This window comes from Microbacterium sp. LWO14-1.2 (assembly GCF_038397715.1).
Classification (GTDB): Bacteria; Actinomycetota; Actinomycetes; order Actinomycetales; family Microbacteriaceae; genus Microbacterium.
Window position 1 is genome coordinate 904,679 of sequence record NZ_CP151633.1, and the last position, 16,152, is coordinate 920,830.

The following is a 16,152-nucleotide window of genomic DNA, read 5'->3' on the forward strand; positions in this document are numbered from 1 at the left end:
CTGGCGAGCCGACCAGAATATCAGGCGGGCGACGCCCCGACGGTCACACCGTGCTCGCGACCACCTGCACGGCCTCGGTGCGCGGCGACGTCGGCAGGTACATCCGGAACTCCGTGCCGACGCCCTCCTTGCTCGTGACGTCCATCGACCCGCCGTGCGCGAGCACGATCGCCCGCGTGATCGTGAGCCCCAGGCCCACCCCGGGCACAGCGTTGCGCGTCGCCGTCGATGCGCGGAAGAAGCGGGTGAACAGCATCCCCTGCTCGTCTTCGGGGATGCCGAGGCCCGTGTCGCGGACGGCCAGCTCGACGCCCCCGTCGCGCGGCCGGACGGCCGCCGTGACCCGACCGCCCGACGGCGTGAACTTGATCGCGTTGGAGAGCAGGTTGTCGAGGGCCTGCCCGATGCGGCCGGGATCGGCGACCACGCGAACCGGTGTCGACGGGGTCTCCGCCACGAGCTCGACGCCCTCGCGCTGCGCGTGCGGCCCCGACGACGTCACCGCGTTGCGCACGATCTCGGCGAGGTCGATCTCGGAGCGATCCAGCGGGAACCGCCCCGACTCGACCTGGGCGGTGAAGAGCAGGTCGCCGACGAGGGTCAGCAGCCGCTGCGCGTTGCGCTCGATGATGCCGACGAACTCCTCCTGCTCCTCGGAGAGCGGCTGACCCGGATCGTTGCGCAACAGGTCGAGGAATCCGATGATCGCGCTCAGCGGAGTCCGCAGTTCGTGCGAGATCATCCCGACGAACTCGTCCTTCATGCGCGCGACCTCGACGGCACGCGTCTCGTCGGTCAGCACGAGCAGGTACCCCTGGGTCTCGCCGGTCGCGTCCCGACGCGGGCTGATGGTGACGCGGGCGGGCACGACGGTGCCGCCGGCCGTCGTGACGTCGACGTCGCCCTCGACGCTGCGCTCGGCCTCGGCCCGTGCGAAGAGCGCCTTGAGGCCCGACGGGAGGTCGGCTCCCGCCGCCGCGCACGGGGCGTCGCCGACCAGCTGCGTCAGCGCAGACACGGTGAAGAAGCGGTCGACGCGCACGTCGTCCAGCGCTTCCTCCACCGACAGGCCGAGCAGCCGCACCGCTCCGGGGTTCCACTCCGTGATGCGTCCGGTCAGGTCGACCGCCACGACCGCCTGCACCGTGATCGACGCCCACAGGCTCTGGAAGGAGTCGAGCAGCTGTCGGTACTCCCGCTCCTTCTCCTGCAGTCTCTCGAGCACCACCACGTTCTCGCTGAGGGCCGAGGTGCGTTCGGCCACGAGCAGCTCCGCCTGCCGTACGCGGAGGCGCTGCTGGCGGGAGAGCTCGTTGACGACGGCGGCGAGCGCGGAGAAGACGAGCGGGCCCACGACGCCGCGCAGCCACTCGACCGAGCTGCCTGGCGGCTCCGTGATGTACGGCATGAGCAGGGCGAAGGAGGTCAGCGCACCCACCGCGAAGACGTAGCGGATGCCGGGGGCCGCGGCGATCCACACCACCGGCAGCAGCACGAGCGAGGTGAACACCGACGTCGGCCCGCCCGTGCCCGCACGGAAGAGGCCCAGTCCGATGATGTCGATCATCGGGATGACGAGCACGATCCAGCCGTCGTAGACGCGGCGGGCGCTGAGGATGCCGGCGTGCACGGTCGCGAACAGCACGAGCAGCAGCCCGGCGAGGGCGGCGTTGAAGTCGGAGAACGGCAGCTCGGGGTAGAGCCACGTGAACAGGGCGGCGAGCGCGGCCGCGATCGCCGTGGGCGCCTGCTTGATCAGGGGGCTCGGGTTGTCGAAGATGCCGTACCAGCTGTTCTCCGCGCGGCGGAGAGGCGTCGCGTTCACCGCGCGATCCCGCGGAGGATGCCGCGCAGATCGGCTCCGACGATCGGCTTCGGCAGCGCAGCATCCGCCTCCGGGTAGTCCGTCGCGTCGAGCACCGAGCTCACGATGAGGAAGCAGTCGGGGAACCGCGTGCGCACGAGTCGCGCGCACTCGGTGCCCGTGATGCCGGGAAGGAGCAGATCGACGACGGCGACGACGGGCGAGATGCCGTCGAACGCGCTGATCGCGCTCTCGGCATCCGCCGCGGCGAAGACGTCGAATCCCTCCCGGTCGAGGTGGCGGCGCAGGAGTTCCGTCTGGTCGGCGCTGTCCTCGACCACGAGCGCGAGCGGCCGCCCGCTCATCACAGGAGCAGCTCTCGCACGATCACGACGACCACGACGACGGCCAGCGAGAGGAGCGCCTGCCAGACGAGGCGTCGCTCGCGCCGGGCATCCGTCGCGATCTCCTGTTCCTCGTCGGCGCGCGGCAGTGCTTCGCTCATGACTCGACCCGTCCGACCTTCTCGGTCTTGATCCAGGCGGCGTCGGCGCGACGCCACTCCTTGATGTAGGAGTCCACGGTGATGGCGCACAGCAGGGAGCCGTACCCGCAGACGTAGAGCAGGAGGCCGGCGAAGAAGCGCCCGCCGGGAAGCTTCTCGACCACGCGGGCGAGCCAGATGCCGAGCATCGAGATCGGCCCCCACAGATAGAAGCCGATCGCCCAGAGGATGCGCGTCTCGTCGTTAAGCGGCAGTCCGAGGGCGGCGAGCCCGTCCTCGAAGAGTTGCGGGAACAGGGCGATCGCCATGAGGAGCAGGGCCCCGAGCCCGGGGAACATGAGCGCCTCGCGCCACGACTGGCGGCCGATCCGCGGATCGAGCTGCACGGCGAAGAGCATCGAGAACAGGTAGATGCACGCGGCGGAGATCCACATGAAGCGGAACACGAACTCCGCGATGTCGCTGTGCAGGAGCAGCAGGGCGAGCATTCCGGCCGCTGCGAGGAGCATGAAGGCCGGCAGGAGCAGGATCGTGAACCAGGCGAGGCCGAACGCGAAGCTGCCGAGGTTGTGCTGATCGCTGGGACGGAACCAGAGCCTCTTGTAGATCGACGTGAGCTGCACGTTCCCCCGCGCCCACCGCAGGCGCTGCTTCCAGAGCGAGTCGATCGTGCGCGGTTCCTCCGCGAGCACGACAGCGTGCGGCTCGAACACCATGCGGCGTCCTTTGAGCTGCCCCTCGAACGTCGTCATGGTGTCTTCGGCGAGCGTGCCGGTGGGGATGCGCCCGCCGATGGCCTCGAGGTTCGCCCGAGAGTGCAGCTGCGCTCCCCCGGCGAGGCACGCGATCGCGCCCCCGACGTTCTGCGTGCGGCGTGCCGACAGCTGCCCGATGACGTACTCGATCGCGATGAACCGGGTGAGGTAGTTGCGGTCGCGACTGCCCTCGGCGATGTACGCGGTGACCGCGCCGACCTTCTCGTCGGCGAGGTGGCGACTGAGCTTGCGCAGCGAGTCGCGTGCGAAGATCACGTCGGCGTCCATGATGAGCACGGCCTCGGTCCACTCGTCCGCGAGCACGACGTCGAGCCCGTGGTTGAGCGTGTGCGCCTTGCCCTGCCCGCCCTGCTCGCGCCGCAGGTGCACCACGCGTCCGGGGTGCGCCTCGATCTTGGCCGCCACGACCGCGGGGGTGTCGTCGGTCGAGGCGTCGTCGATCACGAAGACCCGGAGGCGGTCGGCGGGGTATTCGAGCTGCAGGAGCCTCTCGATCGCGGGGCCGAGCACGAGCGCCTCGTTCCAGGCGGGGATCAGGACGGCGATGCGCGGATGGTGCGGAGCGGCCTTGCCGTAGTGGTTGCGGAACGCGTGCACGGGCAGGAGCAGGAACTGCAGCCCGGTGTTGATCACGGGCAGCGTCCCGACCAGGACGCACAGGATGAGCACGACGACCAGCGCGGTCTCGGCACCGGTGAGCACGGGCATCAGAGGCTCCGACCGTCGAGAAGGGCGACGACGCGGTCGTAGCGGCCGACGTCCGAGGCCTCATGGCTGTCGGTCGACGCGACGACGACGGCTCCGGCATCCCGCAGCGCATCGAGCAGCGCGCCGCCCGGGCAGCCCCACTTCTCGTTGACCTCGACGAGCGTGTCCGTCTCGGCTGCGGTGCGGGCCCAGCTGGCGATCCGCTCGGGGCCGAGGTCGTCCTCGACCAGGCCGATCTTCGGCAGGATCGAGAAGCAGTGCGCGAGCTGATTGCCCGGATACCGCGTCATCGAGGCGTTCAGCGCGGTCACCAGCTGGTCGAGGACGTCGTCCGTCGCCCATCCGGCGGCGATCCGCTCGCGCACCGCGGTCGGTCCGAGCGGGCCGTCGTCTCCCGGGAACTGGTGGTCGGCGATGAGGATGCGGTCGATCCCTGGCGGGAGCACGGGGATGTCGAGCTCGCCAGAGACGTCGAGGATCTTCGCCTCCACGCCGGTGAGCACCGTGAGCCCGTCCGGCACCTGCAGCCCTCGCACGGCCGCGAGGTACTCGGGGACCCAGGCGGTGTCGCTGCGCACGTGGTCGACGAGCCGGAGCGTCGTCAGCCCCCGTTCGGCACCCGCCGCGACGTTCTCCTCGAGGGTCGACACGGCGTCGTCGGAGAACGTGGAGTGCACGTGGTGGTCGCCGCGCAGCAGGTCGTGGCTCACAGTTCGTCCTGATGACCGGCGTGCTCGGAGACGAGCACCTCGTCGACCTCGACGATGATGTCTTCGAGGAAGCGCACCGAGGCGAGTTCGCGGAACGGCACGGATGCGGGGATGTCGACGCCGAGGAACAGATCGGCCACGAGCGAGGGGATGTCGACGCCCGCCGCGATCGTGAGCGGCAGGGCACCGGGGAACCGCGGATTCACCTCGAGCAGCATCGCGCGCCCGGAACGGTCGCGCCGCAGCTGCACGTTCGCGACGCCGACGAGTCCGATCGCCGATGCGACGGCCGCGGCGGTCTGCTCCAGCTCCTCGTCGTGCACCGTGCGGCCGGCGATGGCGACACCCGAGTCCACGCGAGCGCGGGTGCGCGGTACAGCGGCCACCACGCGGCCCGAGGCGTCGGCGAGCACATCCACCGAGTACTCCTCGCCGGGGAGGAACTCCTGCACGATCAGCCCCTCGTCGACCGGCAGCGCTTCGAGCGCCGCGCGGTCGGGGACGAGACGGATGCCGCGGCTCCCCGCCCCCTGGCGAGGTTTGGCGAACACCGGGAACTCCCACTCGGCGGCCAGCGCCTCGGGCCCTGCGAGGAGCGTCCGCGGGCTGCGTCCGGTCGATGCGCACCGCTCCGCGAGGACGTACTTGTCGAGCGCGGCGTGCAGCGTGTCCTCCGAGGGCGCGGCGAGCACCGCCGGGGCGAGCTCGTCCCGGCGCCCGGCGAGCGCCACGAGCTCGACGTCGACCGTGGAGACCACGAGGTCGAGCCGATCGTCGCGCACCATCTGCGCGATCGCCGGGACGAAGTCGTCGGCCCGGCCGGGCGGCACGAGCCGTCGCTGCTCGGGTGGGACGAGATAGATGCCGCTGGCCCAGCCGTCCATGTCGGCGGCGAACACCGTGAGGTCGTCGCGGCGCAGCAGCGAGCGGATCACGGCGACGCCGGCGGGACCGCCGGCGCCGGTGACGAGGATGCGGGCGGCCATCAGCCCTCCTGCCTGGTGAGCTCGTGGGCGCCGATGAACTCGGCGGTCTCACGCACGACTTCGAGCGGCTCGACGGCCGCTCCCCCGCCGAAGCGCGACCAGTACCGTGCCGTCGCGGTGACGAAGCCGGGGTCGAGGTAGTCGCGCGTCGCGGTCTGCGAGGCGAAGCACTCGAGCAGCTGCAGCTTCTCGCCGAGGTAGTCGTCGATGCGCACGAACCGGGTCGGACGGAAGTCGATGGTGGCGGACGGGCTCTGGTAGCACGCGACCGTGCCGACCTTGCGGGTCGCGACGAGCGTCGCCTCGCTCACGGCACGGTGGTCCTGGTGACGGTCGTGCTCGGAGTGCGTGTAGACGATGGTCGGCTGGATCTCGTTGACCACTTCCTCGATCAGGCGCACGGTCGTCCCGCCGCCGGAGATCTCGGTGTCGATGAGGTCCTTGAGGAACAGGCGGGCGCCGAGCCGATCGGCCGAGGCGAGCGACTCGTGCTGCCGACTGTCGGCGTCTCCTCCGCGCGAGCCGCGCGACAGCGTGAGGATCGTGACCGAGTCGCCGGCGCGGGAGTGCGCGGCGAGGATCCCGCCGACCCCGATCTCGACGTCGTCGGGGTGCGCGCCGATCGCCAGCACGACCTGCTTCGCACGGCTGGCGGTCCGTCGAGCGCGACCCTCCGCAGCGAGACGGGTGACGGCCTCCACGAGCCGCACGTTGTCGAGGGGCTTGGTGAGGAACTCGTCGGCCTGGGCGCGGAGCGCCGAGACGGCGTACTCGACCGAGACGTGGGCGGTCATCACGACCACGGGCACGACGGGGTCACGGCGACGCAGCTCCGCGACGAGTTCGAGGCCGTCGAGGCCGGGCATCTCGATGTCGGTGACGACCACGTCGGGTTCGAACTCGGCGATGCGCTCGACGGCGGTCAGCCCGTCGCCGGCGGTGAGCACGACGCAGCCCGCCCGGCGTTCGAGCACGGTCTTGACCAGCAGGGCGACGTCGGGGTCGTCGTCGACGACGAGGACGCGGGGTGCATCGTCAGACATATGCGGCTCTCCATGGGGATGTCCCCCTGCCGGCGGGGACCGGCGATGCGCCACCGGAGGCCTTCTCCACCGGGAGCCCGAGGGAAGTCGAGCGAGTATCCCTAAATATTGGCATATGGCAGACGTGGGAGCGCTACCGCATCGCCGCGTGCTGCTCCGTTCGAGGAGGGATCAGGATGCCGCTCGCGCAGCGCGCTTCTCCTGCTGGTAGACCCGGATCGCCTCGTACCGCTCCGCGGACCGCGCGCGGCGCTTGTCCGCCTCCTGCTCGCGGTTCTTGGGAGGGGCCGGAGTCACGAGACCGTCGATGAGCTCCCTCGTCGCGCGGGCGATCTCCTCCACCGCACGATCGAACACCTCCCGGTTGGCCCGGGACGGGGCGTTCGACCCCGAGACCTTGCGGACGAACTGCAGCGCGGCGTCATGGCACTCGTCGTCGGTGGCGGCCGGTTCGAGGTTGTTCAGCGGAACGATGTTGCGGCACATACCGGCACGGTACGCCGCGCCGCCGACATGCGGAAGGGGCGGATGCCGCAGCATCCGCCCCTTCCGATGAACCGTCGTCGGTGCGCGCTCAGCGCTTGTAGTTCGGCGCCTCGACGACGATCTGCACGTCGTGCGGGTGCGATTCCTTGAGTCCGGCGGCGGTGATGCGCACGAAGCGTCCGCGCTGCTTGAGCTCCTCGATCGTGCGGGCGCCGACGTAGAACATCGACTGCCGCAGGCCGCCGACCAGCTGGTACGCCACGGCCGAGACCGGGCCGCGGTAGGGCACCTGGCCCTCGATGCCCTCGGGGATCAGCTTGTCGTCGCTCGGCACGTCGGCCTGGAAGTATCGGTCCTTCGAGTACGAGGTCTGCTTGCCGCGGGTCTGCATCGCGCCCAGCGACCCCATGCCGCGGTACTGCTTGAACTGCTTGCCCGACTGGAACACGATCTCGCCCGGCGACTCGTCGGTGCCGGCCAGCAGGGAGCCGAGCATCACGGCGTCGGCACCGGCGACGAGGGCCTTTGCGATGTCGCCCGAGTACTGCAGGCCGCCGTCGGCGATGACCGGGATGCCGGCGGGGCCGGCCGCCAGCGACGCCTCGTACACCGCGGTGACCTGCGGAACGCCGACGCCCGCGACGACGCGCGTGGTGCAGATCGAACCGGGGCCGACGCCGACCTTGACGGCATCCACGCCCGCGTCGACGAGCGCCTGCGCGCCCTCGCGGGTCGCGACGTTGCCGCCGATCACGTCGATGTGGGCGAAGCTCTCGTCGGCCTTGAGGCGCTTCACGAGATCGATCACACCCTGCGACTGACCGTTGGCGGTGTCGACGACGAGCACGTCGACACCGGCGTCGCGCAGTGCCTCGGCGCGCTCCCACGCGTCGCCGAAGAAGCCGATGGCCGCGCCGACGCGCAGACGCCCCTGGTCGTCCTTGGTGGCGAGCGGGTACTTCTCGCTCTTGTCGAAGTCCTTGATGGTGATGAGTCCGGCGAGCTTGCCGTCGTCGTCGATGAGGGGGAGCTTCTCGACGCGGTGCTTCGCGAACAGCGCGATGACCTCGCCCGCCGCGACGCCGACGCGGGCCGTCACGAGGCCCTCGGAGGTCATGACGTCCTTCACGAACGTCGTCTGGCGCTCGAAGCCCGAGACGAAGCGCATGTCGCGGTTGGTGACGATGCCCACCAGACGGCCGTCCTCGTCGACCACGGGCAGGCCGGAGATGCGGTACTTGGCGCACAGCGCGTCGACCTCTTCGACCGTGGCGTCGGCGGTGGTCGTGATCGGGTCGGTGATCATGCCGGACTCGCTGCGCTTCACGCGGTCGACGTGCGCGGCCTGGTCGGCGATCGAGAGGTTGCGGTGCAGGATGCCGATGCCGCCCTCGCGCGCCATGGCGATGGCCATGCGCGACTCGGTGACGGTGTCCATGGCGCTGGAGAGCAGCGGGGTGGCGACCGAGATCCGGCGCGTGATCCGCGACGAGGTGTCCGCCTCGCTGGGGATGACGTCGGTGTGCCCCGGGAGGAGCAGCACATCGTCGTAAGTGAGTCCGACGAATCCGAAGGGGTCGTGCTGATCCATGGATGCTCCTCCTGGGCGCTGACTGGCGAGAGTGGTACCAATTCTAAGCGTCGGACGGCTGGAGAAATTCCCGGTGACGGCGGCGACGAGGGTCATCCGGCCGCTCGTGGCGGTCGTCGGGCATGCACCTTCGTGATGAGATCGTGCTCACCGTGAGCAGATCGTGCCTTGGTCGAAACAGAGCCGACACATTACGCTCATACCGTCGTACATCAAGGCCGATGAACACCCTGTCTTGGTCTGTGTACTGGACTGGGAGGTTCTGTGAGTCCGACGATCTCGGCGAAGCGAAGCGGAACGCGATGGGTCATCCCCCTTCTCGCGTCGCTCCTCGCCCTTGCATTCCTGTGGCTGCAGCCACCCGCCTCGGCCTCCGCGGAGGAGACCGACGACGGTCAGGAGATCACCGATTTCTACTTCGCCGGCGTGATCACGTTCGATGACCAGCCCGTGGAGGGCGTGGTCATGACGATCGAGGGCAAGGGCTTCGAAGGCGAGACCGAGACCGACGCCGAGGGCAAGTGGCGCCTGTACGTCCCCGAGAAGGAGAAGTACACGCTCACGGTCGACGAGGACACGCTCCCCGACGGGGTGATCGTCGACGCGGCCCAGCTGCCGGAGGGCACGCAGCCCATCGCGGGCACGACCGCGTCGTTCGAGGTCGAGTTCGGCCTCACCGGCACGAAGATCACGAACCTCTTCCTCGGCGAGGGGCAGCGGGTCACCGTCACCTTCATCGACCAGCTCCTCTCCCGCCTCGTCGGCGGGCTCAACTTCGGCCTCCTGCTCGCACTCGCGTCGATGGGTGCGGCCCTGATCTACGGCACCACCCGCCTGTCGAACTTCGCGCACGCCGAGATGGTCACGTGGGGCGGCCTGGTCGCCCTGGTCACCACGAGCTTCTGGCACCTGCCGCTGTGGCTCGGCATCGCGGCGGCGGTGATCGGAGGAGGTCTCTTCGGCTGGGCGATGGATGCCGGGCTGTGGCGTCCGCTGCGACGACGTGGACTCGGCGTCGTGCAGCTCATGATCGTCAGCATCGGACTCTCGCTCGCCCTCCGCTACGTCTTCCAGTACTTCATCGGCGGCGGCACGCGGCAGCTGCCCGGGGCGAGCCCCACGCCGATCCAGTTCGGGCCGATCTCGCTGTCGTACATCGACATGATCGCGATGTCGGTGAGCATCGTCGTGATCCTCGGGGTCGCGTGGTTCCTCACCCGCACCCGCATCGGCAAGGCCACACGCGCCATCTCCGACAACCCGCAGCTCGCCGCGGCATCCGGAATCGACGTCGACCGCGTGATCCGCATCGTGTGGATCCTCGCGGGTGTGCTCGCGGCGATCTCCGGCATCCTCTGGGCGTACTTCCGCCCCGGCGTGAAGTGGGACATGGGCATGCAGATGCTGCTGCTCATCTTCGCCGCCATCACGCTCGGCGGTCTCGGCACCGCCTTCGGCGCTCTCGTCGGATCGCTCATCGTCGGGATCGCGGTCGAGGTCTCGACCCTGTGGATCCCGTCGGACCTCAAGTACGCCAGCGCGCTGGTCGTCCTCATCGTCATCCTCCTGGTGAGGCCGCAGGGTCTGCTCGGACGCAAGGAAAGGTTGGGCTGACGATGGACTTCGGAAGCATCTTCTCCAACACCGCGGTCTACCTCTTCAGCCCGGTCACGATCGCCTACGCGCTCGCGGCGACCGGCCTCGCGGTGCACTTCGGCTACGCCGGTCTGCTGAACTTCGGCATGGCGGCGTTCATGGCGGTCGGCGGCTACGGCTACGCGATCTCCGTGCTCTCCTTCGGCCTCCCGTGGTGGGTCGGAATGCTCATCGGGCTCGGCGGCGGAGCGCTGTTCGCGGTGCTCCTGGGCATCCCGACGCTGCGACTGAGAGCCGACTACCTCGCCATCGCGACCATCGCGGCGGGTGAGATCGTGCGTCTGCTGTTCACGACGCAGCTGTTCGACGAGTTCACCAACTCGGCCGACGGCCTCGCCCAGTACAACGGCGGGTTCCGCGACGCGAACCCCTTCCCCACCGGAACGTACGGCTTCGGACCGTGGACCTACACGGCGAACGACCTGTGGAACCGCGTGTTCGGCGTGATCGTGCTGGCTCTCGCCGTGCTCGTCGTCTGGGCGCTCATGCGCAGCCCGTGGGGCCGCGTGCTCAAGGGCATCCGCGAGGACGAGGACGCCGTGCGGTCGCTCGGCAAGAACGTGTTCGCCTACAAGATGCAGGCCCTGGTGGTCGGCGGCATCATCGGCGCGGCGGGCGGCATCGTGTTCGTCCTTCCCTCCGCCGTGGTGCCGGGCAGCTACACGACCTCGCTCACCTTCTTCCTGTGGACGGTGCTCCTGCTCGGCGGTGCCGCGACGGTCTTCGGGCCGACGCTGGGCGCCATCCTGTTCTGGGTCGTGTTCGCCTTCCTCGCGAACCTGCTCCCGGCCATGGCCAAGGCGGACCTCCTGCCCATGTCCGACAGCCAGGCGTCGACGCTGGTGTTCATCTTCGTCGGCATCGCCCTCATGCTGCTCGTGATCTTCCGCCCGCAGGGCATCCTCGGAGACAAGAGGGAGATGACCTTTGTCAAATGAACTGACCCCCGACGCCGGCGCCGAATCGGCCCCCGCGACGGGAAGCGTCCGACGTCCGAAGACGACCGGCCTCACGAAGGGCCCGGCCGCCCCCGGCGTCGCCAAGGTCGACCCCATCCTCGTGGTGGATGCCGTGCAGCGCCGCTTCGGCGGCCTCACCGCGGTCGACGTCGATCACCTGGAGGTCCCGCGCGGAGCCATCACCGCGCTGATCGGCCCGAACGGCGCCGGCAAGACGACGCTGTTCAACCTGCTCTGCGGCTTCGACAAGCCCAACAGCGGTTCGTGGTCGTTCGACGGCAAGAACCTGTCCGGCGTGCCGTCGTTCAAGGTCGCCCGCATGGGCCAGGTGCGCACGTTCCAGCTCACGAAGTCCCTGTCGCTGCTCACGGTGCTCGAGAACATGAAGCTCGGCGCCCCGGGTCAGCGGGGCGAGGGCTTCTGGTCGAGCCTCTTCCCGTTCCTGTGGCGCAAGCAGGACAAGGAGATCGAGGTCAAGGCGCGCGAGCTGCTCAGGCGCTTCAAGCTCGACGCCAAGGAGAAGGACTTCGCGGCAGCGCTCTCGGGCGGTCAGCGCAAGCTCCTCGAGATGGCCAGGGCGCTCATGAGCGACCCGACGCTGGTGATGCTCGACGAGCCGATGGCCGGCGTGAACCCGGCGCTCACGCAGTCGCTGCTCGATCACATCCTCGACCTCAAGGAGCAGGGCATGACCGTGCTGTTCGTCGAGCACGACATGCACATGGTGCGGCACATCGCCGACTGGGTGGTCGTGATGGCGGAGGGGCGCGTCGTCGCCGAGGGGCCGCCCGAGGAGGTCATGGAGGATCCGGCTGTCGTCGACGCGTACCTCGGTGCGCATCAGGACGTCGATCTCGGCGCCGTGACCGGCCGCATCCCGGTACTGGCCGACACCGCGGCCGTGAAGCTGCGCGAGCAGATCGAGGCGGAGGCCGACGCGGAACTGGCCGCCGAAGAGGCAGAGGAGGGACGCGCATGAGCGATGCGGCATCCGTGAACGGAACGGCCCCGGCGAACGATGACGTGGTCGTCGAGCTGAAGGACGTGCACGCCGGCTACCTGCCCGGCGTGAACATCCTCAACGGCGCGAACCTCGTCGCCAGGCAGGGCGAGCTGATCGGCATCATCGGACCGAACGGCGCCGGGAAGTCGACGCTGCTCAAGGCGATCTTCGGACTCGTGAACGTGCGAGACGGCGACATCACCGTGAAGGGCGAGAGCATCGTCGGCCTCAAGGCCGACAAGCTCGTCAAGCGCGGTGTGGCGTTCGTACCGCAGACGAACAACGTCTTCCCCTCGCTGTCGATCGAGGAGAACCTGCAGATGGGGCTCTACCAGAACCCCAAGGCGTACGCCGAGCGGCTGGAGTTCGTCACGGGCATCTTCGCCGAGCTGGGCAAGCGCCTCAAGCAGCGAGCCGGATCGCTCTCCGGCGGTGAGCGCCAGATGGTCGCGATGTCACGCGCGCTCATGATGGACCCGTCGGTGCTGCTGCTCGACGAGCCGTCGGCCGGCCTCTCCCCCGTGCGTCAGGACGACGCGTTCATCCGCGTCTCCGACATCAACAAGGCAGGCGTCACGACCATCATGGTCGAGCAGAACGCCCGCCGTTGTCTGCAGATCTGCGACCGCGGCTACGTGCTCGATCAGGGCCGCGACGCGTACGAGGGCACCGGACGCGACCTGCTGAACGACCCGAAGGTCATCGGCCTGTACCTGGGCACCCTGGGCACGGACGCCGCCTGACGGCTCAGAGACGAGAGGGGCGGATGCTGCGGCATCCGCCCCTCTCTCGTGCCCGAGCGCGCCGTCCCCCTGGTCGTTGAGCGAGCGCCATCCCCCGGGTCGTTGAGCGCGCGCCATCCCCCGGGTCGTTGAGCGAGCGCCATCCCCCGGGTCGTTGAGCGAGCGCCATCCCCCGGGTCGTTGAGCGAGCGAAGCGAGACGAAACGCGCCGCACTCCCCTCCGCACGCCGCGCGCATGACGAAGGCCCCGGATGCTGCATCCGGGGCCTTCGTGCGATCAGTCAGCGTGAGCTGGTGCGATCAGTTGGTGCGCTCGATGGTGTTCTCGGCGTTGTACTTGTAGATGCCGATCGTGGCGCCCTGCGGGTCGCCGTTCTCGTCGAACGTGACCTCGCCGGAGTAGCCGTCGTAGTCGGCCGTGCCGCCGTCGTTGATGATCTTGGCGCAGTCCGCGAACGTGGTGCACTTCTCACCGTCGCCCGAGCCGCCCGAGATCTCCTCCATCTTGGCCGCGATGTCCGCACCCTCGGTGGAACCGGCCGCGAGCGAAGCGAGAGCCACGAGCACGACGGCGTCGTATGCCTCTGCCGCGTAGGTGAAGTCCTTCACCTCGGGGTTGCCCTCACCGGTCCAGTACGTCTGGAGGCGGTCGGTGAAGTCGTCCTCGAGTGCGGGTCCGGCCTTGGTGCCCTGAGCGCCCTCGAGCGAGACCGGGATCTCGTCGCCGTAGTCGGAGAGGTTGCCGTCGACCATGTAGAACTTGTCGGCCGAGATGCCGGCGTTCACCAGCAGCGGCGCGATCGTCTTGAACTGGTCGAACGACACGATCGCGACGGCGTCGGGGTTCTGTGCCTTGATCGTCTCGACCTGCGCGTCGAACTGCGCGTCGCCGACGTTGAAGGACGCCTCGGCGACGACCTCGCCGCCGGTGCCCTCGAACGTCTCCTTGATCGCGGCGTCGAGGCCGGTGCCGTAGGCGTCGTTCTGGTAGATGATGCCCAGCGACTTCGCACCGTCCTCGGCGATCAGGTTGCCGAGCACCTCGCCCTGGAGCAGGTCGCTCGGGGCGGTGCGGAAGTAGAGGCCGTCGTCGTCCCACGTGGTGAAGTCCGGCGACGTGTTCGAGGCGGAGATCTGCAGGATGCCGGCGCTGACGTTTCCGTCGAGGATGAGCTTCGAGACGCCCGAGGCCGCGGCGCCGACGATCGCGGAGACACCCGCGCTCTGGAGCTTGGTGATCGAGGTCTCGTACGCCTTGGTGTCGGTGTCGCCCTCGTCCTCGGCGGTGAGGTCGATGGTGATACCGGCGTCCGCGTCGTTGATCTCTTTCACGGCCAGGCCGACGCCCGACTCCATGGGCGGGCCGAGGAACGCGAGCGATCCGGTCTGCGGCAGCAGCGAGCCGAGCTTGAGGGTGAGGTCCTGGGCCGGCTTGTCGCCCCCGCCCGAAGACTCCTCCGACGGCGAGCTGCTGCAGCCCGAGATGATCAGCGCGGAGGCGCTGACGAGCGCGACCCCTGCGATGATCTTGGCGCTGCGCGAGCGCGTGAATACGGTCATGATGCTCCCTTGCGTGACTGGCCGTGGACTGTGGACCACGGTCGGATGATCTACACATTAGGTGCAGAACGCTTCCGGGAGGGGTCGGTAGTGTTTCGGTGCGTTAACGATCCGCTCGCGCGCTTCCGAGGCGCGCAGCGGGGTCGGTCCGGCGTTCTCAGACCGGCGCGACGGCCGTGCGGCGTCCACGCCGGGCGGCCAGCAGCAGGTCGATCACGAACACCGTGATCGCGACCCAGACGAGCACGAATCCGATCCAGCGTTCGATGGGCATCGGCTCGCCCAGCACGACGGCGCCGATGACGAACTGCATCACCGGGGTGATGAACTGGATCATGCCGATCACGGCGAGGTCGATGCGCCGCGCTCCCGCGGCGAACAGCAGCAGCGGCACGGCGGTCGCGACTCCGGCGAACGCGAGAAGGACGGCGTGCCAGGCGCCGTTCTGGCCGAAGGTGAGCCCCTCGGGGGTCGTCGCGACGAGCACGAGCTGCACGACGGCGATGGGGATCAGCCAGAACGACTCGAGGGTGAGGCCGCTCACGGCATCCACCGCCGGCCCGATCTTCTTCTTGATGAGGCCGTACAGCCCGAAGGAGGCGGTGAGCGAGAGCGCGATCCAGGGGAAGTGGCCGTAGAGGACGATGATCACGACGACCGCGACCGCCGCGATGCCGATCGCGGTCCACTGCAGGCGTCGGATGCGCTCCTTCAGCACGAACACCCCGAGCAGGACGGTCGTGATCGGGTTGATGAAGTAGCCGAGGCTCGTCTCGATGACATTGTCCGACAGCGTGCCGATGAGGAACACCTGCCAGTTGACGTAGATCAGGAGTCCGGCGAGCGCCGTCCAGCCGAGCAGTCGAGGCTGGCGCAGAATCGCCCCGAACGCCCGCCACCCGCGCGTCACCGTCAGCAGGATCACACAGAAGACGAGCGACAGCAGCACCCGCCAGGCGACGACCTCCCACGGACCGGTCGGTGTCAGCAGCAGGAAGTAGAGCGGCAGCACGCCCCAGAGGAGATACGCGCCGCCTGCGTACGCGACCCCCGCCGTCTGGCTGGATCGCGGGGCGGTGGTCGTCGAGGTCACCGCACAACCCTAGTCCCGGCCGAGCGGGCCGCCTGCTCGTTGCTCGGCCCCCTCACGAGAATGGCAGGATTCGGACGCGCTGTGGCCGAATGCAGGAAGGGCCCGGATGCATGATGCATCCGGGCCCTTCCGAGAGACGCTGTCTCAGCGGACGACGACCGCGAGGACGTCGCGAGCCGACAGGACGAGGAACTCGTCCGCGCCGAACTTCACCTCGGTGCCGCCGTACTTGCTGTAGAGCACGCGGTCGCCGACGGCGACGTCGAGCGGAACGCGGTTGCCGTTGTCGTCGATGCGGCCGGGGCCGACCGCCACGACCTCGCCCTCCTGGGGCTTCTCCTTGGCGGTGTCGGGGATGACCAGGCCACTCGCGGTGGTCTGCTCGGCCTCGACCTGCTTGATGACGATGCGGTCCTCGAGCGGCTTGATGGAAACCGACACGGTCTACCTCTTCTTTCTTGACGCTGACACGAAAGACTTGTTCGCACTCTCAACCCGAGAGTGCTAACTGCAAGTGTAGGCGGTCGGC

At 69.0% G+C, this 16,152-nt stretch carries 16 protein-coding genes; 4 read left to right on the top strand and 12 right to left on the bottom strand.

Going from position 1 to position 16,152, the window contains the following annotated elements:
• Positions 1 to 43: 43 nt before the first annotated feature.
• From MRBLWO14_RS04305 to guaB, 9 genes are all read right to left on the bottom strand, one after another.
• Positions 44 to 1,825, bottom strand: a complete 1,782-nt coding sequence (locus tag MRBLWO14_RS04305; RefSeq protein ID WP_341935228.1) for an ATP-binding protein — start codon at positions 1,823 to 1,825, stop codon at positions 44 to 46.
• The gene (locus MRBLWO14_RS04310) at positions 1,822 to 2,169 is read right to left on the bottom strand and encodes a response regulator (protein WP_341935229.1); all 348 of its coding nucleotides are present in this window, start codon (positions 2,167 to 2,169) and stop codon (positions 1,822 to 1,824) included. The genes MRBLWO14_RS04305 and MRBLWO14_RS04310 overlap by 4 nt, the downstream gene beginning before the upstream one ends.
• Positions 2,169 to 2,309: a hypothetical protein gene (locus MRBLWO14_RS04315; RefSeq protein WP_341935230.1), complete on the bottom strand. Its 141-nt coding sequence runs from the start codon at positions 2,307 to 2,309 to the stop codon at positions 2,169 to 2,171. Before MRBLWO14_RS04315 ends, MRBLWO14_RS04310 begins: the two co-directional genes overlap by 1 nt.
• On the bottom strand, positions 2,306 to 3,793 hold the full coding sequence (locus MRBLWO14_RS04320; RefSeq protein ID WP_341935231.1) for a glycosyltransferase family 2 protein: 1,488 nt from the start codon (positions 3,791 to 3,793) through the stop codon (positions 2,306 to 2,308). Before MRBLWO14_RS04320 ends, MRBLWO14_RS04315 begins: the two co-directional genes overlap by 4 nt.
• On the bottom strand, positions 3,793 to 4,503 hold the full coding sequence (locus tag MRBLWO14_RS04325; protein ID WP_341935232.1) for a PHP domain-containing protein: 711 nt from the start codon (positions 4,501 to 4,503) through the stop codon (positions 3,793 to 3,795). Before MRBLWO14_RS04325 ends, MRBLWO14_RS04320 begins: the two co-directional genes overlap by 1 nt.
• A complete protein-coding gene (locus MRBLWO14_RS04330) occupies positions 4,500 to 5,489 on the bottom strand; it encodes an ATP-grasp domain-containing protein (protein WP_341935233.1) in 990 nt (329 codons plus the stop codon). Before MRBLWO14_RS04330 ends, MRBLWO14_RS04325 begins: the two co-directional genes overlap by 4 nt.
• Positions 5,489 to 6,532 carry a response regulator gene (locus MRBLWO14_RS04335; RefSeq protein WP_341935234.1) on the bottom strand — a complete coding sequence of 348 codons (1,044 nt, stop codon included), beginning with the start codon at positions 6,530 to 6,532 and terminating at the stop codon, positions 5,489 to 5,491. Before MRBLWO14_RS04335 ends, MRBLWO14_RS04330 begins: the two co-directional genes overlap by 1 nt.
• A gap of 171 nt (positions 6,533 to 6,703) precedes the next feature.
• Positions 6,704 to 7,018: a DUF2277 domain-containing protein gene (locus tag MRBLWO14_RS04340; protein ID WP_341935235.1), complete on the bottom strand. Its 315-nt coding sequence runs from the start codon at positions 7,016 to 7,018 to the stop codon at positions 6,704 to 6,706.
• Between the two features lie 88 nt (positions 7,019 to 7,106).
• A complete protein-coding gene (guaB, locus tag MRBLWO14_RS04345; protein ID WP_341935236.1) occupies positions 7,107 to 8,609 on the bottom strand; it encodes an IMP dehydrogenase in 1,503 nt (500 codons plus the stop codon).
• Between the two features lie 264 nt (positions 8,610 to 8,873).
• Between guaB and MRBLWO14_RS04350 the strand changes: the two genes are divergently transcribed.
• The 4 genes from MRBLWO14_RS04350 to MRBLWO14_RS04365 are packed head-to-tail and all read left to right on the top strand — an operon-like array spanning position 8,874 to position 12,970.
• The gene (locus MRBLWO14_RS04350) at positions 8,874 to 10,223 is read left to right on the top strand and encodes a branched-chain amino acid ABC transporter permease (protein WP_341935237.1); all 1,350 of its coding nucleotides are present in this window, start codon (positions 8,874 to 8,876) and stop codon (positions 10,221 to 10,223) included.
• A gap of 2 nt (positions 10,224 to 10,225) precedes the next feature.
• The gene (locus MRBLWO14_RS04355) at positions 10,226 to 11,203 is read left to right on the top strand and encodes a branched-chain amino acid ABC transporter permease (RefSeq protein WP_096714299.1); all 978 of its coding nucleotides are present in this window, start codon (positions 10,226 to 10,228) and stop codon (positions 11,201 to 11,203) included.
• Positions 11,193 to 12,203, top strand: a complete 1,011-nt coding sequence (locus MRBLWO14_RS04360; RefSeq protein ID WP_341935238.1) for an ABC transporter ATP-binding protein — start codon at positions 11,193 to 11,195, stop codon at positions 12,201 to 12,203. Before MRBLWO14_RS04355 ends, MRBLWO14_RS04360 begins: the two co-directional genes overlap by 11 nt.
• Positions 12,200 to 12,970 (top strand): ABC transporter ATP-binding protein, encoded by a 771-nt coding sequence (locus tag MRBLWO14_RS04365; RefSeq protein WP_341935239.1) that lies wholly within the window; start codon positions 12,200 to 12,202, stop codon positions 12,968 to 12,970. Before MRBLWO14_RS04360 ends, MRBLWO14_RS04365 begins: the two co-directional genes overlap by 4 nt.
• Before the next feature lie 300 nt (positions 12,971 to 13,270).
• On the opposite strand, the gene MRBLWO14_RS04370 is transcribed toward MRBLWO14_RS04365, so the two are convergent.
• The 3 genes from MRBLWO14_RS04370 to groES all read right to left on the bottom strand — a co-directional run bounded on the left by MRBLWO14_RS04370 (position 13,271) and on the right by groES (position 16,064).
• Positions 13,271 to 14,530, bottom strand: a complete 1,260-nt coding sequence (locus tag MRBLWO14_RS04370; RefSeq protein ID WP_341935240.1) for an ABC transporter substrate-binding protein — start codon at positions 14,528 to 14,530, stop codon at positions 13,271 to 13,273.
• A gap of 157 nt (positions 14,531 to 14,687) precedes the next feature.
• Positions 14,688 to 15,623: an EamA family transporter RarD gene (gene rarD, locus MRBLWO14_RS04375; RefSeq protein ID WP_341935241.1), complete on the bottom strand. Its 936-nt coding sequence runs from the start codon at positions 15,621 to 15,623 to the stop codon at positions 14,688 to 14,690.
• 144 nt (positions 15,624 to 15,767) lie between these two features.
• Positions 15,768 to 16,064, bottom strand: coding sequence for a co-chaperone GroES (groES, locus tag MRBLWO14_RS04380; RefSeq protein WP_017203655.1), 297 nt, complete (start codon positions 16,062 to 16,064; stop codon positions 15,768 to 15,770).
• Positions 16,065 to 16,152: the final 88 nt, after the last annotated feature.